This is a genomic window from Streptomyces sp. WMMC1477, from assembly GCF_027460245.1.
In the GTDB taxonomy this organism is placed as follows: domain Bacteria; phylum Actinomycetota; class Actinomycetes; order Streptomycetales; family Streptomycetaceae; genus Streptomyces.
This window is the reverse complement of record NZ_JAPZBD010000003.1, coordinates 1,196,505-1,212,094: the sequence shown is the minus strand read 5'-3', so window position 1 is coordinate 1,212,094 and position 15,590 is coordinate 1,196,505. Positions and strand designations below refer to the sequence as shown.

The window sequence follows — 15,590 nt, the reverse complement described above, 5'->3', positions numbered from 1 at the left end:
CGGTTCACCCGGCCGGGTGAACGCCCCTGGCCCCGGCCGCACCCGCGTGCCGCCATGGACCCATGCACGCGTACCTGCGGCACCTTCGCTCGGGCCCGATCCGCGCCGCGCTCGTCCTGGCCCTGCTGGCCGGGCCGGGCTCGCTGGCGGTCGGCTGCGCGGGCCGTACCGGCCCCGGCGGACAGCCGGGCACGCCCGGCCTCGCGGCGGGACCGCTGAGCGAGGAGCGGCTGCGGCTCGCCGTGCTGAGCCTCGCCGACCTCCCCGCCGGCTGGGCCGCCGACACCCCCGACGCCGCCCGGAGGCGCGGCATCGGCGTCCCCGAGCCCGCGGAGGGGCCCTGCCGGGCCCTCTTCCGGGACCCGCCCGGCACCGGCGGCCTGGCCCGGTTCGCCCGTACCGAGGTGGGCCCGTTCGTCGTCGCGCGCACCGGCACGCACACGGGGGCCGCCGACGCCCGGGACGCCCTCGCCTCCTTCCGCGCCGCCGCGGGCCAGTGTCCCGCCTTCCCGGTCACCGAGGGCCCGGACGCCGGCGGCCGCGAGGTCATGTACCACGCCGAGACGCTGGACGCGCCGCGGCTGGGGGACGAGAGCGTGGCCGTGCGCTTCGTGCGGACGGAGTCCGGGAGCCGCGCGGGCACCGTCGTCTCCGAGGCCGTCTACGCCCGCCTCGGCGCCCACACCGTGCACCTCGCCCGCGCGGGGCGGGAGGACTCCGACGCCCGCGGCATCGTGCCCCTCGCCCGGCTGGCGCTGACGAAGCTGCGCACCGTCGCCGCGGGCGGCACGCCCTCGCCCGCAGGCTCCTTCCCGGGCGCGACCCGGCTGTGAGCGCCCCGGCGGGCGCGGCGACGGGCCGGCCGTCCCCCCGCTCACCGGCCGCCCGGGGCCGCCCACGGCCCCAGTAAGCTCAAGGTCATGACTGACGCCCAGGCCATCGATCCCGAGGACCGCAAGATCATCACGCTGGCGCGCAGCGCCCGCGCCCGCAACGCCGTCCCCGAGGGCGCCGCCGTCCGCGACGAGACCGGCCGCACCTACGTCGCCAGCACGGTGACGCTGCCCTCGCTGGAGCTGACGGCGCTCCAGACCGCCGTCGCGATGGCCGTGGCCTCCGGCGCGCGGTCCCTGGAGGCCGCCGCGGTCGTCTCCGACGCCGGCGCGCTGCCCGGCACCGACCTCGCCGCCGTCGCCGACCTGGGTGGAACGACGCCGGTCCTGCTGGCCGCCCCCGACGGCACCCTGCGCGCCACCCTCACCGCGGGCTGACCGGCCTCTCCGCTGGACGTGGGGCCGAGGCGACCGAGACGCTCACGGCGAGTGAGCCGAAGGACGCGCCGGTGTCGGCGGGCGTCGGCACCGGGTCGAAGCACCCGGCGGCGAACCGAGCCCGGAAGGGAGGGACAATGGGGGAATGACCAGCCCTTCCCGCCCGCCGCACCGTGCCGGCTTCGCCTGCTTCGTCGGCCGCCCGAACGCCGGCAAGTCGACCCTGACCAACGCACTCGTGGGCACGAAGGTCGCCATCACCTCGAACCGGCCCCAGACCACCCGGCACACCGTGCGCGGCATCGTGCACCGCGAGGACGCGCAGCTCGTCCTCGTCGACACCCCCGGGCTGCACAAGCCGCGCACGCTGCTGGGGGAGCGGCTCAACGACGTCGTCCGCACCACCTGGGCCGAGGTGGACGTCATCGGGTTCTGCCTTCCGGCCGATCAGAAGACCGGCCCGGGTGACCGCTTCATCGCCGCCGAGCTGGCCAAGCTCAAGCGCACCCCCAAGGTCGCGGTGGTGACGAAGACGGACCTCGTGGACTCCAGGGCGTTGGCGGCCCAGCTCGTGGCCGTCGACCGGATGGGCCGGGAGCTGGGCATCGAGTGGGCCGAGATCGTGCCGGTCTCGGCCACGGCGGGCAGCCAGGTCTCGCTGCTGGCGGATCTGCTGGCGCCGATGCTGCCGGAGAGCCCGCCGCTCTACCCCGACGGCGATCTCACCGACGAGCCGGAGCAGGTCATGGTCGCCGAGCTGATCCGGGAGGCCGCGCTGGAGGGGGTGCGCGACGAACTGCCGCACTCCATCGCCGTCGTCGTCGAGGAGATGCTGCCGCGCGAGGACCGCCCCGCCGACAAGCCGCTGCTGGACATCCACGCCAACCTGTTCATCGAGCGGCCCAGCCAGAAGGGCATCGTCATCGGCCCGGGCGGCAAGCGGCTCAAGGAGGTCGGCAGCCGCTCGCGTAAGCACATCGAGGCGCTGCTGGGCACCCCCGTCTTCCTCGACCTGCATGTGAAGGTCGCCAAGGACTGGCAGCGCGACCCGAAGCAGCTCCGCCGCCTGGGCTTCTGAACCGCGCCCTGGTCTGCCGTAGGGCGGCCGCAACCGTGCCCGCGGGCGGGCTCAGCTCCGCTCGGGGGCGGCGGCGAGCAGCCCCTGCGTCTCCTCGGCCGTGAAGTCGAGCGCGCTGCCGAGGGCGGAGAGCACGGCCCGCTCGGCCGGGATGTAGGGCCCGTCCGCGAGGGCGATCCGGGCGCCCCGCAACAGCAGGCCGACGCGGCCGGGCTCCGCCAGGTGCGGCACCAACGGGCCCAGGGTCGCGTGCAGTTCGATCTCGACGCCGACGCCGTACTCGGCCGAGGTGTCGGCGCGCAGGGCCGTGCACAGGGCGAGCAGCCGCTCCTCGGTGCAGTCGGGGTAGCCCGCGGCGTGGACGGAGTCCACGGCGGCGCGGCGCACCGCCTCGCTGTCGCTGCCCCCGGTGGCCAGGACGGCCAGCGCCACGCACTGCACGCCGTCGCGCAGGAGCGCGGCGAGTCGGGTCGTGGTGGGCCGCTCCAGGGCCTCGGGGCCGAAATGCGTACCGCAGGACGTGCACGCGAGCACGGGAGCGGTGACGCCGCGGCGCAGGAGCGGCACTCCGAGCAGTTCGAGACGGCGGCGCCCCGTGCGGCGTTCGTAGTTGCGGTCCCCGCCGCAGGAGGCGCAGAAGAACTCGCCGTCCGCGACGGTGGTCCAGGCGGTGCGGACGCCCGTGCGCAGGCCCGTGCCCAGCCTCCCCCAGCCCGCGGCCGGGACTTCGCCCCCGTACCCGCCCGCCACGCGCAGTCCGCTCACGCCGCACCTCCGTCGCCCGGCCTCGTCGCCGGTGTCGCCACGCCAGGACGTGATGTTAACCACAGGGACGTGTCTCCGTCAGCCTCCAGTACCGGACAAAAAACCGGATCTGGGAAAGGCCCCGGCCAGGGTGTCGCCGGGCCGGGACCGATGCTGCCCGCCTCGCCGGTGAGGCGTCAACTCCCTCAGCGCGTGGCGCGGTTGACGGCCGATACCACGGCCTTGATCGACGCGCGGGTGGTGTTGGCGTCGATTCCCACGCCCCACAGGACCTTGCCGTCGATCGCGCACTCGATGTACGAGGCCGCCTGCGCGCTGGCACCCTGGCTCAGGGTGTGCTCGACGTAGTCCAGCAGCCGGACGTCGATCCCGTTGCCGGCCAGGGCGTCGAAGAACGCGGAGATCGGGCCGTTGCCGGTGCCCTCCAGTACCGTGGGCGCGCCGTCCACGACGGCCTCGACGGTCAGTGCGTCGTGTCCGTCCTTCGTCGTCTCCGTCTGGGCGCTGCGCAGGGCGATCCGGCCCCAGGGGCGCTCGGGCGTGGGCAGGTACTCGTCGCAGAAGGTGTCCCAGATCTGCGTCGGCGTGACCTCGCCGCCCTCGCTGTCCGTCTTCCCCTGGATGATGCGGGAGAACTCGATCTGCATCCGGCGCGGCAGGTCCAGGTTGTGGTCGTTCTTCAGGACGTAGGCGACGCCGCCCTTGCCGGACTGGGAGTTCACCCGGATGACGGCCTCGTAGGAGCGGCCGACGTCCTTGGGGTCGATGGGCAGGTAGGGGACCGCCCACTCGATGTCGTCCACGCTCTTCCCGGCCTCGGCGGCCGCGGCCTCCATGGCCTCGAAGCCCTTCTTGATGGCGTCCTGGTGGGAGCCGGAGAAGGAGGTGTAGACGAGGTCGCCCGCGTAGGGGTGGCGGGGGTGGACCTCCATCTGGTTGCAGTACTCGGCGGTGCGGCGGATCTCGTCGATCTGGCTGAAGTCGATCTGCGGGTCCACGCCCTGGGAGAACAGGTTCATGCCCAGCGTCACCAGGTCGACGTTGCCGGTGCGCTCGCCCTGGCCGAACAGGCAGCCCTCGACCCGGTCGGCCCCGGCCATGACGGCCAGCTCCGCGGCCGCGACGGCGGTGCCGCGGTCGTTGTGCGGGTGGGCGGACAGGCAGACGAACTCGCGCCGCGACAGGTTGCGGGACATCCACTCGAAGCGGTCGGCGTGTGTGGAGGGCGTGGAGCGTTCGACCGTCGCGGGCAGGTTGAGGATGATCTCGCGGCCGTCCTCCGGCTGCCACACGTCCATGACCGACTCGCAGACCTCCAGGGCGAAGTCCAGCTCGGTGTCGGTGAAGATCTCCGGACTGTACTGGTAGCCGAAGACGGTGCGGTAGTCCAGCAGCTTCTCGGCGTACTCCGTGACCAGGCGGGTGCCGTCCACGGCGATCTGCCGCACCTCGTCCCGGGTGCCGCGGAAGACGACCCGGCGGAACGTCGGGGCCGTCGCGTTGTACAGGTGCACCGTCGCCCGCGGGGCGCCGACCAGCGACTCGACGGTCCGCTCGATCAGCTCCTCGCGCGCCTGGGTCAGCACGGAGATCGTGACGTCCTCGGGGATGGCCCCGTCCTCGATGATGGAGCGGACGAAGCCGAAGTCCGTCTGGCCGGAGGAGGGGAAGCCGACCTCGATCTCCTTGTAGCCCATGGCCACCAGCAGGTCGAACATCTTCCGCTTGCGGGCGGGCGACATCGGGTCGATCAGCGCCTGGTTGCCGTCCCGCAGGTCGGTGGACAGCCAGCGCGGGGCCTTGGTGATGCGCCGGTCGGGCCAGGTGCGGTCCGGGATGTCCACGGCCTCGTAGGGGCCGTACTTGTGGACGGGCATACCGGAGGGCTGCTGGCGGTTCGTCATGACGTGTGGGCTCCTGTCGCGGAGTGGCTTCCTCAGCAGGCCGACGGTGGCAGCACCGAACTCCGCGGGGAGGGAGTCGGCCTCGACTACAGGCCCTCGCCGCGGCAGCTAAGGAGAAGCAGCCCGAATCGCATGGTTTCCGTAGCGTAACCGAGCCTCCGCGGGAGTGCGGCGCCTGTATCAGTATGCGAGACCTGTCATGCCTTCGCGCTGTGCGATGCGTCGGTTACCGTAAGGAGATGGACATTACGGTCATTCGCACCGGTGGTCAGGGCGGCCGGCCCCGCCGAGCCACCCTGACCACCTCGGACCCCGAGATGGCGGACCTCGCCCGCAGGGCCGTGGCCGAGGGCCACGGCACGCCCCCGGTGGGCGGCCCCGAGGGATTCAGCTACGAGATCACGGTCGACGACGCCGCCGTCTACTGCGCGGACCCCCGGCTCACGACGGCCCAGGCCCACCTGATCACGGAGGTCTTCCAGCAGGCCGGCTGACCGGTCCCGCCCCGTGGCCGCCGGCCCGTCCGCCCGACACCGGCCCCTCCGGTCCCGGCGGCCCGGTCCCGCTCTCCGCGCCGCCGGCGGCTGCGAGAATGGGCCCATGACCCTGTTCCGCGACGACGGCATCGTGCTGCGCACCCAGAAGCTGGGGGAAGCGGACCGCATCATCACCCTGCTCACCCGCGGCCACGGCCGGGTGCGCGCGGTGGCCCGCGGAGTGCGCCGGACCAAGTCGAAGTTCGGTGCCCGGCTGGAGCCCTTCTCCCACGTGGACGTGCAGTTCTTCGCGCGTGGCGGCGAGCTCGTCGGGCGGGGCCTGCCGCTGTGCACCCAGACGGAGACCATCGCCCCCTACGGCCGGGGCGTCGTCGCGGACTACGCCCGCTACACCGCCGGGACGGCGATGCTGGAGACGGCGGAACGGTTCACCGACCACGAGGGCGAGCCGAACGTCCAGCAGTACCTCCTCCTGGTCGGGGGGCTGCGCACGCTGGCCGCCGGGGAGCACGCGCCCGGGCTCGTGCTGGACGCCTTCCTGCTGCGCTCCCTCGCCGTGGGCGGCTACGCCCCCAGCTTCGACGACTGCGCCCGCTGCGGCATGCCGGGGCCCAACCGCTTCTTCTCCGTCTCCGCGGGCGGCGCCGTCTGCCCCGACTGCCGGGTGCCCGGCAGCGTCGTCCCCTCGCCGGAGGCGGTGCGGCTCCTGGCCGCCCTGCTGACCGGCGACTGGCCGACGGCCGACGCCGCCGAGCCCCGCCACGTCCGGGAGGGCAGCGGCCTGGTGTCGGCCTATCTGCACTGGCACCTGGAGCGCGGGCTGCGGTCCCTGCGCTACGTCGAGAAGGGCTGACGGGCGCCCCCCCGGCGCCCTGGCGGGGAGCCGGGCAGGCGGCCGGAGGCGGCAGGCGGCCCGGCGGCCGGCTTTAGGCCGGTGGGCACGGCAACCGATACCCTCGGGCTGATTCCTGCCGATCCTACGGAGTTGAGCATGCTGAGCCGGCAGACGCGCGCGTCCCGCGGCTACGTCGCCCCCGAGCCCCACCCTTCCGGCGCCCGCCCGCCGAAGATCCCCGCCGAGCTGGTGCCGGGCCACGTGGCGGTCGTCATGGACGGCAACGGCCGCTGGGCCAGGGAGCGCGGGCTTCCGCGCACCGAGGGGCACCGGATGGGCGAGGCCGTCGTGCTCGACGTCCTCAAGGGCTGCCTGGAGATGGGCATCAAGAACCTGTCGCTGTACGCCTTCTCCACGGAGAACTGGAAGCGCTCGCCGGACGAGGTGCGCTTCCTGATGAACTTCAACCGCGACGTCATTCGCCGCCGCCGGGACGAGATGGACGCCATGGGCATCCGCATCCGCTGGGTCGGCCGGATGCCCAAGCTGTGGAAGTCGGTCGTCCACGAGCTCCAGATCGCGCAGGAGCAGACGAAGAACAACAAGGCCATGACGCTGTACTTCTGCGTCAACTACGGCGGCCGGGCGGAGATCGCGGACGCCGCGGCGGCCGTCGCCCGTGACGTGGCCGCGGGCCGTCTCGACCCGGGCCGGGTCAACGAGAAGACCTTCGCCAAGTACCTCTACTACCGGGACATGCCGGACGTCGACCTGTTCGTCCGCCCCTCCGGCGAGCAGCGCACCTCCAACTACCTGCTCTGGCAGAGCGCCTACGCCGAGATGGTCTTCCAGGACGTGCTGTGGCCCGACTTCGACCGCCGCGACCTGTGGCGGGCCTGCCTGGAGTACGCGCAGCGGGACCGCCGCTTCGGCGGCGCCGTCCCCAACGAGGTCCCCGCACGGCCGCACACCGGCACGTGACGCCGGGCGGCGTGGAGCTGACGTACCAGGTCACGCGTGCCGAGATCGCGGAAGGGCTCCGCCTCCGCGAGGGGCCCGCCCGCACCTCCCGGGGCGGGGCCGTGGCCACGGTGGCCGTCGTCCTGCTGCTGGCCGCCGCGGCCTGGTTCGCCTTCGGGCCCGCCGGACCCGTGGCCGCGCTCCTCGTCTGCTTCGGACCCGTGGCCGCCTGGCTCGTCCTGCTGGCGCTGCGGAGCCACCAGGTGAGCAGCTGCCATCGCATCGCACGGGAACAGGGCGAGTGGCGGGCGGTCCTCGACGCGGAGGGCTTTCACGCCACCGCCGGGGGCCTGCTGACGGACATCGCCTGGTCCGTCTTCCCGCGCTACGCCGAGTCCGAGCGGGTCCTGATGCTGTTCGACCCGGCCGCCCGGGCCAAGGGGTTTCTCATCCTGCCCAAGCGGGCGATCGGGGCCGGTCGTCTCCCTGCCGTGCGCCGGCTCCTCGACGAGCACCCCGCGGGCGTCTGACCCGCCGACGCCACGGCCCCCGGCCGCCAGGGGCGGGCCGGGGGCCGTGGGCCGCGGGTGCCGGGGCGGCGCGACGCGCCCCGGCTTCCGTCAGCAGCCGATCAGGCGGGAGGCGAGGTAGGACTCGACCTGGTCGAGCGAGACGCGCTCCTGCTTCATCGTGTCGCGCTCGCGCACGGTGACGGCGTTGTCGTCCAGCGTGTCGAAGTCGACCGTGACGCAGAACGGCGTGCCGATCTCGTCCTGGCGGCGGTAGCGGCGGCCGATGGCGCCCGCGTCGTCGAACTCGATGTTCCAGTGGCCGCGCAGCGTCTCGGCCAGGCCGCGCGCCTTCGGCGAGAGCTTCTCGTTGCGGGACAGCGGCAGCACGGCGACCTTGACGGGGGCCAGCCGCGGGTCGAGGCGCATCACGGTGCGCTTCTCCATCTTGCCCTTGGCGTTGGGCGCCTCGTCCTCGACGTAGGCGTCGAGCATGAAGGCCAGCATCGCGCGGCCCACACCGGCCGCGGGCTCGATGACGTAGGGCGTCCAGCGCTCGCCGGCCTCCTGGTCGAAGTACGACAGGTCCTGGCCGGAGGCGGCGGAGTGCGCGCCCAGGTCGTAGTCGGTGCGGTTGGCGACGCCCTCCAACTCGCCCCACTCGGAGCCGCCGAGGCTGAAGCGGTACTCGATGTCAGCCGTGCGCTTGGAGTAGTGGGACAGCTTCTCCTTCGGGTGCTCGTACCAGCGGAGGTTGGCCTCCGAGAGGCCGAGACCGCGGTACCAGTTCCAGCGCTGCTCCATCCAGTACTCGTGCCACTGCTCGTCCTCGCCCGGCTTGACGAAGAACTCCATCTCCATCTGCTCGAACTCGCGGGTGCGGAAGATGAAGTTGCCCGGCGTGATCTCGTTGCGGAACGACTTGCCCATCTGGGCGATGCCGAACGGGGGCTTCTTGCGCGAGGTCTGCTGGACCTGGCTGAAGTTGGTGAAGATGCCCTGGGCCGTCTCCGGGCGCAGGTAGGCGACCGAGCCGGAGTCCTGGGTCGGGCCCAGGTGCGTGGAGAGCAGCCCGGAGAACTGCTTGGGCTCGGTGAAGGTGCCCTTGTTGCCGCAGTGCGGGCAGTTGACGTCGGTCAGGCCGTTCTCGGGGAGCCGGCCGTGCTTGGCCTCGTAGGCCTCTTCGAGGTGGTCGGCGCGGAAGCGCTTGTGGCACGACGTGCACTCGGTGAGCGGGTCGGTGAAGGTGGCCACATGGCCGGACGCCTGCCAGACCTCGGCCGCGAGGATCACCGAGGAGTCGATGCCGACGACGTCCTCGCGGGCGGTGACCATCGCGCGCCACCACTGACGCTTGATGTTCTCCTTCAGCTCCACGCCCAGCGGGCCGTAGTCCCAGGCGGCCCGCTGACCGCCGTAGATCTCGCTGCAGGGGTAGACGAAGCCACGGCGCTTGCTGAGGCTGACGATGGTGTCGATCTTGTCGGCGGCCACGGTGCTCTCTTCGTTACGAAACGACGACGGAATAACTCAGGTTACCGGCGCGTGCGGTCCCCGGACCAAATCGGTCCGTGGGGGACCGGAGAAGGGGCTGGGGCGCGCCGGTCACCCGGCGTGCGAACACTGTTCGAATTTGACAACGGTTTCCAACACTGCTGAAAATGAGTGTCATGAACGCACGACGCCGCCCTCACATATCCGTCCCCGCGACAGCGGGCGCCTGCGCCCTCGCCCTCTTCGCCCTGGCCGGTTGCGGCACGGGGGGCGCGGGCACCGACGAGGACGGCAAGCTGAAGGTCGTCACCTCCTTCTACCCGATGGAGTTCCTGGCCGAGGAGGTCGGCGGGGAGCACGTGGCCGTCAGCACCCTGACCAAGCCGGGCACCGACCCGCACGACCTGCGGATCAGCCCCCAGCAGACGGCCGAGCTGACCCAGTCCGGGCTCGTGCTGTACGTCAAGGGCCTCCAGCCCGCCGTGGACGACGCCGTCGAGCAGTCCGGCGTCGAACACGTCATGGAGGCCGGTGCTCTCGCGGAGCACGCCGGTGAGGAGGAGCACGGCGCGGAGCCGCACGGCGCGCGCTCCGGCCACGGCGCAGACGAGGACGAGGGTCACGAGGGCGAGGGCCACGACGAGGGCGAGGGACACGAGGGCGAGGGACACGACGGTCACGATCACGGCGGACTGGACCCGCACGTCTGGCTGGACCCGGTGCAGTACGCGGCGGTCGCCGAGGGTGTCGGCGAGGCGCTGGCCGAGGCCGACCCGGACCACGCCGAGGACTACCGCAAGAACGCCGACTCCCTCGTCGGGAAGCTGGGGGAGCTCGACACCGAGTTCGAGAACGGCCTGAAGAACGCCGCGACCGACACCTTCATCACCAGCCACGCCGCCTTCGGCCACCTCGCCGCCCGCTACGGGCTCGACCAGGAGGCCATCGCGGGCCTCAGCCCGGAGGACGAGCCGAGCGGTGCCCGGATGAAGGAGCTGCACGACGTCGCCGAGCGCGAGAACGTGAGCACCGTCTTCTTCGAGACGCTGGCCAGCGACCGGACGGTGAAGGCCCTCGCCGGCGACCTCGAACTCAGGACCGATGTGCTGGACCCGCTGGAGGGCATCACCGAGCAGTCGCGCGGTGACGACTACTTCGCCGTGATGCGCGCCAACCTGGAGGCCCTCCGGAAGGCCCTCGGTGCCGAGTAAGCCGCGTAAGGAGCCCCGTATGGACACCCCGGCCCCCTCGAAGGACGACGAGCCCGTCATAGCCCTGCGCGCCGCGCACGCCGCGCTCGGGGCCCGCCCCGTGCTGCGTGGCATCGACCTGGAGGTGGCCCGCGGAGAGGTCGTGGCGCTGCTGGGGGCCAACGGCTCCGGCAAGTCCACGACCGTCCGCGCCGCCATCGGGCAGGTCCCGCTCACCGCCGGCGGGCTGGAGCTGTTCGGCACCCCGCTGCGGCGCTTCCGGGACTGGCGCCGGGTCGGCTACGTCCCGCAGCGCTCCACGGCCGCCGCCGGGGTCCCGGCCACCGTGCGCGAGGTCGTCACATCGGGGCGGCTGTCCCGCCGGGGGCTCGGTCCGCTCCGCCGTTCCGACCGGGACGCCGTGCGGGCGGCGCTGGAACTGGTCGGCATGGCCGACCGGGTGAAGGACTCCGTGAGCGCGCTCTCCGGCGGCCAGCACCAGCGGGTCCTGATCGCCCGCGCCCTGGCCGGCGAACCGGAGCTGCTGATCATGGACGAGCCGCTCGCGGGGGTCGACCTGGCCAGTCAGCGCGTCCTTGCCGAGGCGCTGCGCCACCAGGTGCGGGCGGGGGCCTCCGTCCTCCTCGTCCTGCACGAGCTGGGGCCGCTCGCACCGCTCATCGACCGGTCCGTCGTACTGCGGGACGGCCGGGTGGAACGGGTGGAGCGTCCCGAGCAGCTCCACGACCTGGCCTGCCACCCCCACGACAGCGAGGTCGCCGACGTGGCGCCCGCCGTGCCCAGGATCGAAACGGGACAGCTCTCATGATCGAGATCCTCGACTACGCCTTCATGCAGCGGGCGCTGCTCGCCGCGCTGCTGGTCGGTATCGCCGCGCCGGCGGTCGGCATCTACCTCGTCCAGCGGCACCAGGCGATCATGGGCGACGGCATCGGCCACATCGCCCTCACCGGCGTCGCGCTCGGCTTCCTGCTCAGCACGCACGCGGTGTGGACGGCGGTGCTGGTCGCCGCGGCCGGCGCCGTGGCGATCGAGCTGGTGCGCTGGTACGGCAAGGCCCGCGGGGACGTGGCCCTCGCGATGCTGTTCTACGGCGGCATGGCCGGCGGCGTGATGATCATCAACCTGGCCCCCGGCGGCTCCACGGCGGATCTGCTCACCGCGATGTTCGGCTCCATCACCACCGTCGCGCCGGAGGACGTCACCGCGATCGTGATCCTGTCCTGCGCCGTGCTCGCCGTCTGCCTGGGGCTGCGGCGCCAGCTCTTCGCCGTCTGCCAGGACGAGGAGTTCGCCCGGGTGACCGGGCTGCCCGTGAAGCTGCTCAACCTGCTGCTCGCCGTCACGGCCGCCGTCACCGTCACGGTGGCGATGCGGGTCGTGGGGCTGCTCCTGGTCAGCGCGCTCATGGTGATCCCGGTCGCCGCCGCCCAGCAGGTGACCCGCGGCTTCGCGGTGACGCTCGGGCTGTCGGTGGCGCTCGGCACGCTGGTGGCGGTTTCGGGCACGGTCGTCTCGTTCTACGCCGACGTCCCGCCGGGCGCGACGATCGTGCTGCTGGCCATCGGAGTGTTCGCCGCTCTGGCCGCCGTCACCCCGGTCGTCGCCCGCAGACGGGCGGTGCGCGCGGAGCGGGACACCGGGCGGGCGCCGTCGGGCATCCTGGAGGAGGAGCCGGCCGGCCCGTGACCGGCCGAGCCCGGCCGCTCCCCCGGGACCTGGCACAATTGGGCGCGTCCAGGCCGAGCCGATTCGCCCGCACGGGTGGTTTTAAGGAGGCAACGGTGGCGACCGCAGGTCCCCCAGTCCGCGGCCGTTCGACCAGGCAGCGCGCCGCGGTGTCGGCGGCGTTGAGCGAGGTCGACGAGTTCCGCAGTGCACAGGAGCTGCACGACCTGCTCAAGCACCGAGGCGACTCGGTCGGGCTGACGACCGTCTACCGCACGCTCCAGTCCCTCGCCGATGCCGGCGAGGTGGACGTGCTGCGCACCGACGAGGGCGAGGCCGTCTACCGGCGGTGCAGCACCGACGACCATCACCACCACCTGGTGTGCCGCTCGTGCGGCAAGGCCGTCGAGGTCGAGGGCCCGCAGGTGGAGCGGTGGGCGGACGCCATCGCGCGGGAGCACGGTTTCGTGGACGTCGCACACACCGTGGAGATCTTCGGCACCTGCGGCGAGTGCGCGGCGCGGCCGAAGCGGCAGAAGAAGTAGCCCCCGGCAGCCCCCGGTGGCACTGACAGGAGAAGCATCCGTTCGATGACGCAGCAGCTCAGCATCGGTCCCCACACCGTGACACCGCCGGTGGTGCTGGCGCCCATGGCGGGGATCACCAACGCCCCCTTCCGGACGCTGTGCCGGGAGTTCAGCGGCGGCAAGGGGCTGTTCGTCAGCGAGATGATCACCACCCGGGCCCTCGTCGAGCGCAACGAGAAGACGATGCAGCTCGTCCACTTCGACGCGAGCGAGCGCCCGCGCTCCATCCAGCTCTACGGGGTGGACCCGGTGACCGTCGGCAAGGCGGTCCGCATGATCGCCGACGAGGACCTGGCCGACCACATCGACCTCAACTTCGGCTGTCCCGTCCCCAAGGTCACCCGCAAGGGCGGCGGCTCCGCGCTGCCCTACAAGCGCAACCTGCTGCGGGACATCCTGCGCGAGGCCGTCACCGGCGCGAACGGGCTCCCGGTGACGATGAAGATGCGCAAGGGCATCGACGACGACCACCTCACCTACCTCGACGCCGGACGCATCGCCGTCGAGGAGGGCGTCACCGCGATCGCCCTGCACGGCCGCACGGCCGCCCAGCACTACTCGGGCACCGCCGACTGGAGTGCCATCGCCCGGCTGAAGGAGGCCGTCACCGAGGTCCCCGTGCTGGGCAACGGCGACATCTGGTCGGCGGCGGACGCCGTGCGCATGATGCGCGAGACGGGCTGCGACGGCGTCGTGGTCGGCCGCGGCTGCCTGGGCCGGCCGTGGCTGTTCGGCGACCTCGTCGCCGTCTTCGAGGGCCGTGCGGACCAGATCGCGGCCCCCACGCTGCGGGAGGTCGCCGACGTCATGGTGCGGCACGCCCGGCTGCTGGGGGAGTGGCTGGGCGACGAGGCCCGGGGCGTCATCGACTTCCGCAAGCACGTCGCCTGGTACACCAAGGGCTTCTCCGTCGGCTCCGAGGCCCGGCGCAGGCTCGCCACCGCGGCCTCCCTGGACGAGCTGCGCGAGCTCCTGGACGGCCTGGACCTCGGCCAGCCCTGGCCCGCCGGGGCGGAGGGCCCCCGGGGCCGCACCCACGGGCGCAACCGCGTCGTCCTGCCCGACGGCTGGCTCGACGACCCCTACGCCTGCGCGACGGTGGGCTCCGAGGCCGAGCTGGACACCTCCGGCGGCTGAGCCTCGCCGGCCCCGTCCCCGGCAGCCCCTCCGGCCTCGGACGTCTCCCCGGCCGGCGCCGCGTCGTGGTCCGGCTCGGCGTCGTGGGCCGGCTCCCCGGCGCGGCCGGTCGCGGCCAGCAGGTCCAGGGTCAGCGCCGCCGTCCAGCCGAAGTCCAGCGCACCGTGCGCCCGGCCGGTGAGCGGGTCCAGGTACTCGGCGAACTCCGTCTCCCCGGCGTGCGCCAGCATGGCGGTGCGCAGCGCGTCGGCGCGCGCGGTGCGGCCGTGGTGGCGCAGCCCGCGCTCCAGCAGCCAGTTGACGTTGAACCACGCGGGACCGCGCCAGTAGCGGTGCCGGTCGAAGGCACGGCCGCGCAGGTCGTAGCTGGGCACCATGCCGATGCCGTCGCCCAGCCGGAAGTGCGGCCCCTCGGCGGTGCGCACCAGCGCGTCGACGAGGGCCTCGGGCAGGCCGGGCACCGCCAGCGGCAGCAGGCCCGCCGCGCTGCGCTCGTCGACCAGGTGGCCGCCCACCAGGTCGCGGCAGCGGAACTGACCGGACTCCGGGTCCCACAGCCGCAGCACCAGGGCGTCGGTCAGCTCCCGGGCCCGCAGCGCGTGCCCCTCGGCGTCCCGGGGGCGGCCCAGCTCCCGGGCGATGTCGGCCAGGGCGTGCTCGGAGAGGATCAGCAGGGCGTTGAAGCCGGGGTCCTCGACGGCGAAGGCGAAGCGGGCGCTGTCCTCGGAGTCGTCGTAGCCGGAGTCCCGGTAGTCGGCGGCGAGCCGGACGTAGCGGCCGTAGTCCAGGTCCGTCGGCCGGTCGGCGGGGGCGCCGTGGTCCAGGTCGGCGCGGCGGAACGAGCCGCGGGCCGCCGGGACGACGCGGCTCAGCGGGGCGTCCCAGCAGGGGCTGTTGTCCATGCCGGGCTCCCACGGGTGGACGCAGGCGGCCAGCCCGTGCCCCCCGAGGTTCCGTCGGCCGGTCAGGTACGCGTGCCAGGCGCTCAGCCGCGGGTAGAGCCGGTCGAGGAAGGCGCGCCGCCGGGACAGCCCGGGGTGGGCGCGGTGGACGAGCCAGGCGGCCAGCGCGTGGACGGGCGGCTGGACGATGCCCGAGGTCTCCCGGTCCCGCGGGGCGCCCGCCACCCGCCCGGCGGTGGAGGAGCGCCAGAAGTCGGGGCTGGGAAAGTAGGCGCCGCGCGGCACGACGGGGTTGAACACGATGTGCGGGACGCGGCCGTCCTCCCACTGGGCGGCGAAGAGCGTCTCCAGCTCGCGCTGGGCCCGCACGGCCGAGCGGTGCCGGAGCCCGATCGCGATGAACGCCGAGTCCCAGCTCCACTGGTGGGGGTAGAGGCTGCGGGCCGGCACCGTGGCGCCGCCCGTCCAGCTGCACGCCAGCACGCGGGCGGCGCGGCGGGCGAGCCGTGCCGGACCGACCGCCGGGCCCGCGGGTGCGGTCGGCGCGGCGGTCTGGTGCGGTATGGCGGTCAGCAGGGCGGTCTCGGTGTCGGTCACGCGGTCCACGAGGGCTCCGGTGGGTGGTCCCCGGTGGCTGCCCGGTCGGGCACCGGACCGGGGCTGCGCGCGGGGCGCCGCACCGGCCGGGCCCCGGCCGAAGCCGGTGGCACCTCCGAGTTACGTCCAATTAACACGGAAAGCTATGCGGCGTTACCTGGGGCGGACAAGCGTA

At 73.3% G+C, this 15,590-nt stretch carries 16 protein-coding genes; 12 read left to right on the top strand and 4 right to left on the bottom strand.

Translation table 11 applies throughout. From position 1 onward, the window contains the following. Positions 1 to 62 precede the first annotated feature (62 nt). From O7609_RS05705 to era, 3 genes are all read left to right on the top strand, one after another. A complete protein-coding gene (locus tag O7609_RS05705; protein WP_269733795.1) occupies positions 63 to 833 on the top strand; it encodes a hypothetical protein in 771 nt (256 codons plus the stop codon). Positions 834 to 920: 87 nt separating this feature from the next. Beyond that, positions 921 to 1,271 carry a cytidine deaminase gene (locus O7609_RS05700; RefSeq protein WP_269733794.1) on the top strand — a complete coding sequence of 117 codons (351 nt, stop codon included), beginning with the start codon at positions 921 to 923 and terminating at the stop codon, positions 1,269 to 1,271. 145 nt (positions 1,272 to 1,416) lie between these two features. Then, the gene (gene era, locus O7609_RS05695) at positions 1,417 to 2,349 is read left to right on the top strand and encodes a GTPase Era (protein ID WP_269733793.1); all 933 of its coding nucleotides are present in this window, start codon (positions 1,417 to 1,419) and stop codon (positions 2,347 to 2,349) included. 51 nt (positions 2,350 to 2,400) lie between these two features. On the opposite strand, the gene O7609_RS05690 is transcribed toward era, so the two are convergent. Both O7609_RS05690 and leuA read right to left on the bottom strand, forming a co-directional pair. Continuing rightward, positions 2,401 to 3,105, bottom strand: coding sequence for a TerB family tellurite resistance protein (locus O7609_RS05690; RefSeq protein WP_443072229.1), 705 nt, complete (start codon positions 3,103 to 3,105; stop codon positions 2,401 to 2,403). A gap of 194 nt (positions 3,106 to 3,299) precedes the next feature. Beyond that, a complete protein-coding gene (leuA, locus tag O7609_RS05685) occupies positions 3,300 to 5,018 on the bottom strand; it encodes a 2-isopropylmalate synthase (protein WP_269743188.1) in 1,719 nt (572 codons plus the stop codon). Between the two features lie 239 nt (positions 5,019 to 5,257). Here leuA and O7609_RS05680 point away from each other — a divergent pair, with 239 nt between their 5' ends. The 4 genes from O7609_RS05680 to O7609_RS05665 all read left to right on the top strand — a co-directional run bounded on the left by O7609_RS05680 (position 5,258) and on the right by O7609_RS05665 (position 7,840). Beyond that, the gene (locus O7609_RS05680; RefSeq protein ID WP_269733791.1) at positions 5,258 to 5,512 is read left to right on the top strand and encodes a protealysin inhibitor emfourin; all 255 of its coding nucleotides are present in this window, start codon (positions 5,258 to 5,260) and stop codon (positions 5,510 to 5,512) included. Positions 5,513 to 5,618: 106 nt separating this feature from the next. Beyond that, positions 5,619 to 6,368 carry a DNA repair protein RecO gene (recO, locus tag O7609_RS05675; protein ID WP_269733790.1) on the top strand — a complete coding sequence of 250 codons (750 nt, stop codon included), beginning with the start codon at positions 5,619 to 5,621 and terminating at the stop codon, positions 6,366 to 6,368. A 138-nt stretch (positions 6,369 to 6,506) separates the two neighbouring features. After that, entirely contained in the window at positions 6,507 to 7,331 is an 825-nt protein-coding gene (locus tag O7609_RS05670) for an isoprenyl transferase (RefSeq protein WP_269733789.1), read from the top strand. An 11-nt stretch (positions 7,332 to 7,342) separates the two neighbouring features. Next, complete coding sequence (locus O7609_RS05665; RefSeq protein WP_269743187.1) at positions 7,343 to 7,840, top strand: YcxB family protein; 498 nt, start codon at positions 7,343 to 7,345, stop codon at positions 7,838 to 7,840. Positions 7,841 to 7,930: 90 nt separating this feature from the next. On the opposite strand, the gene O7609_RS05660 is transcribed toward O7609_RS05665, so the two are convergent. Next, positions 7,931 to 9,313: a glycine--tRNA ligase gene (locus O7609_RS05660; RefSeq protein ID WP_269733787.1), complete on the bottom strand. Its 1,383-nt coding sequence runs from the start codon at positions 9,311 to 9,313 to the stop codon at positions 7,931 to 7,933. A gap of 176 nt (positions 9,314 to 9,489) precedes the next feature. Between O7609_RS05660 and O7609_RS05655 the strand changes: the two genes are divergently transcribed. The 5 genes from O7609_RS05655 to dusB all read left to right on the top strand — a co-directional run bounded on the left by O7609_RS05655 (position 9,490) and on the right by dusB (position 13,916). Further along, the gene (locus O7609_RS05655) at positions 9,490 to 10,524 is read left to right on the top strand and encodes a metal ABC transporter substrate-binding protein (protein WP_443072066.1); all 1,035 of its coding nucleotides are present in this window, start codon (positions 9,490 to 9,492) and stop codon (positions 10,522 to 10,524) included. Between the two features lie 19 nt (positions 10,525 to 10,543). Continuing rightward, positions 10,544 to 11,332, top strand: a complete 789-nt coding sequence (locus tag O7609_RS05650; protein ID WP_269733785.1) for a metal ABC transporter ATP-binding protein — start codon at positions 10,544 to 10,546, stop codon at positions 11,330 to 11,332. Then, entirely contained in the window at positions 11,329 to 12,213 is an 885-nt protein-coding gene (locus O7609_RS05645) for a metal ABC transporter permease (protein ID WP_269733784.1), read from the top strand. The genes O7609_RS05650 and O7609_RS05645 overlap by 4 nt, the downstream gene beginning before the upstream one ends. A 95-nt stretch (positions 12,214 to 12,308) precedes the next feature. Next, entirely contained in the window at positions 12,309 to 12,737 is a 429-nt protein-coding gene (locus tag O7609_RS05640) for a Fur family transcriptional regulator (protein ID WP_269733783.1), read from the top strand. 45 nt (positions 12,738 to 12,782) lie between these two features. Continuing rightward, the gene (dusB, locus tag O7609_RS05635; protein WP_269743183.1) at positions 12,783 to 13,916 is read left to right on the top strand and encodes a tRNA dihydrouridine synthase DusB; all 1,134 of its coding nucleotides are present in this window, start codon (positions 12,783 to 12,785) and stop codon (positions 13,914 to 13,916) included. Here dusB and O7609_RS05630 read toward each other — a convergent pair. Then, entirely contained in the window at positions 13,862 to 15,424 is a 1,563-nt protein-coding gene (locus O7609_RS05630; protein ID WP_443072065.1) for an MGH1-like glycoside hydrolase domain-containing protein, read from the bottom strand. The genes dusB and O7609_RS05630 overlap by 55 nt on opposite strands. Between the last annotated feature and the right edge of the window lie 166 nt (positions 15,425 to 15,590).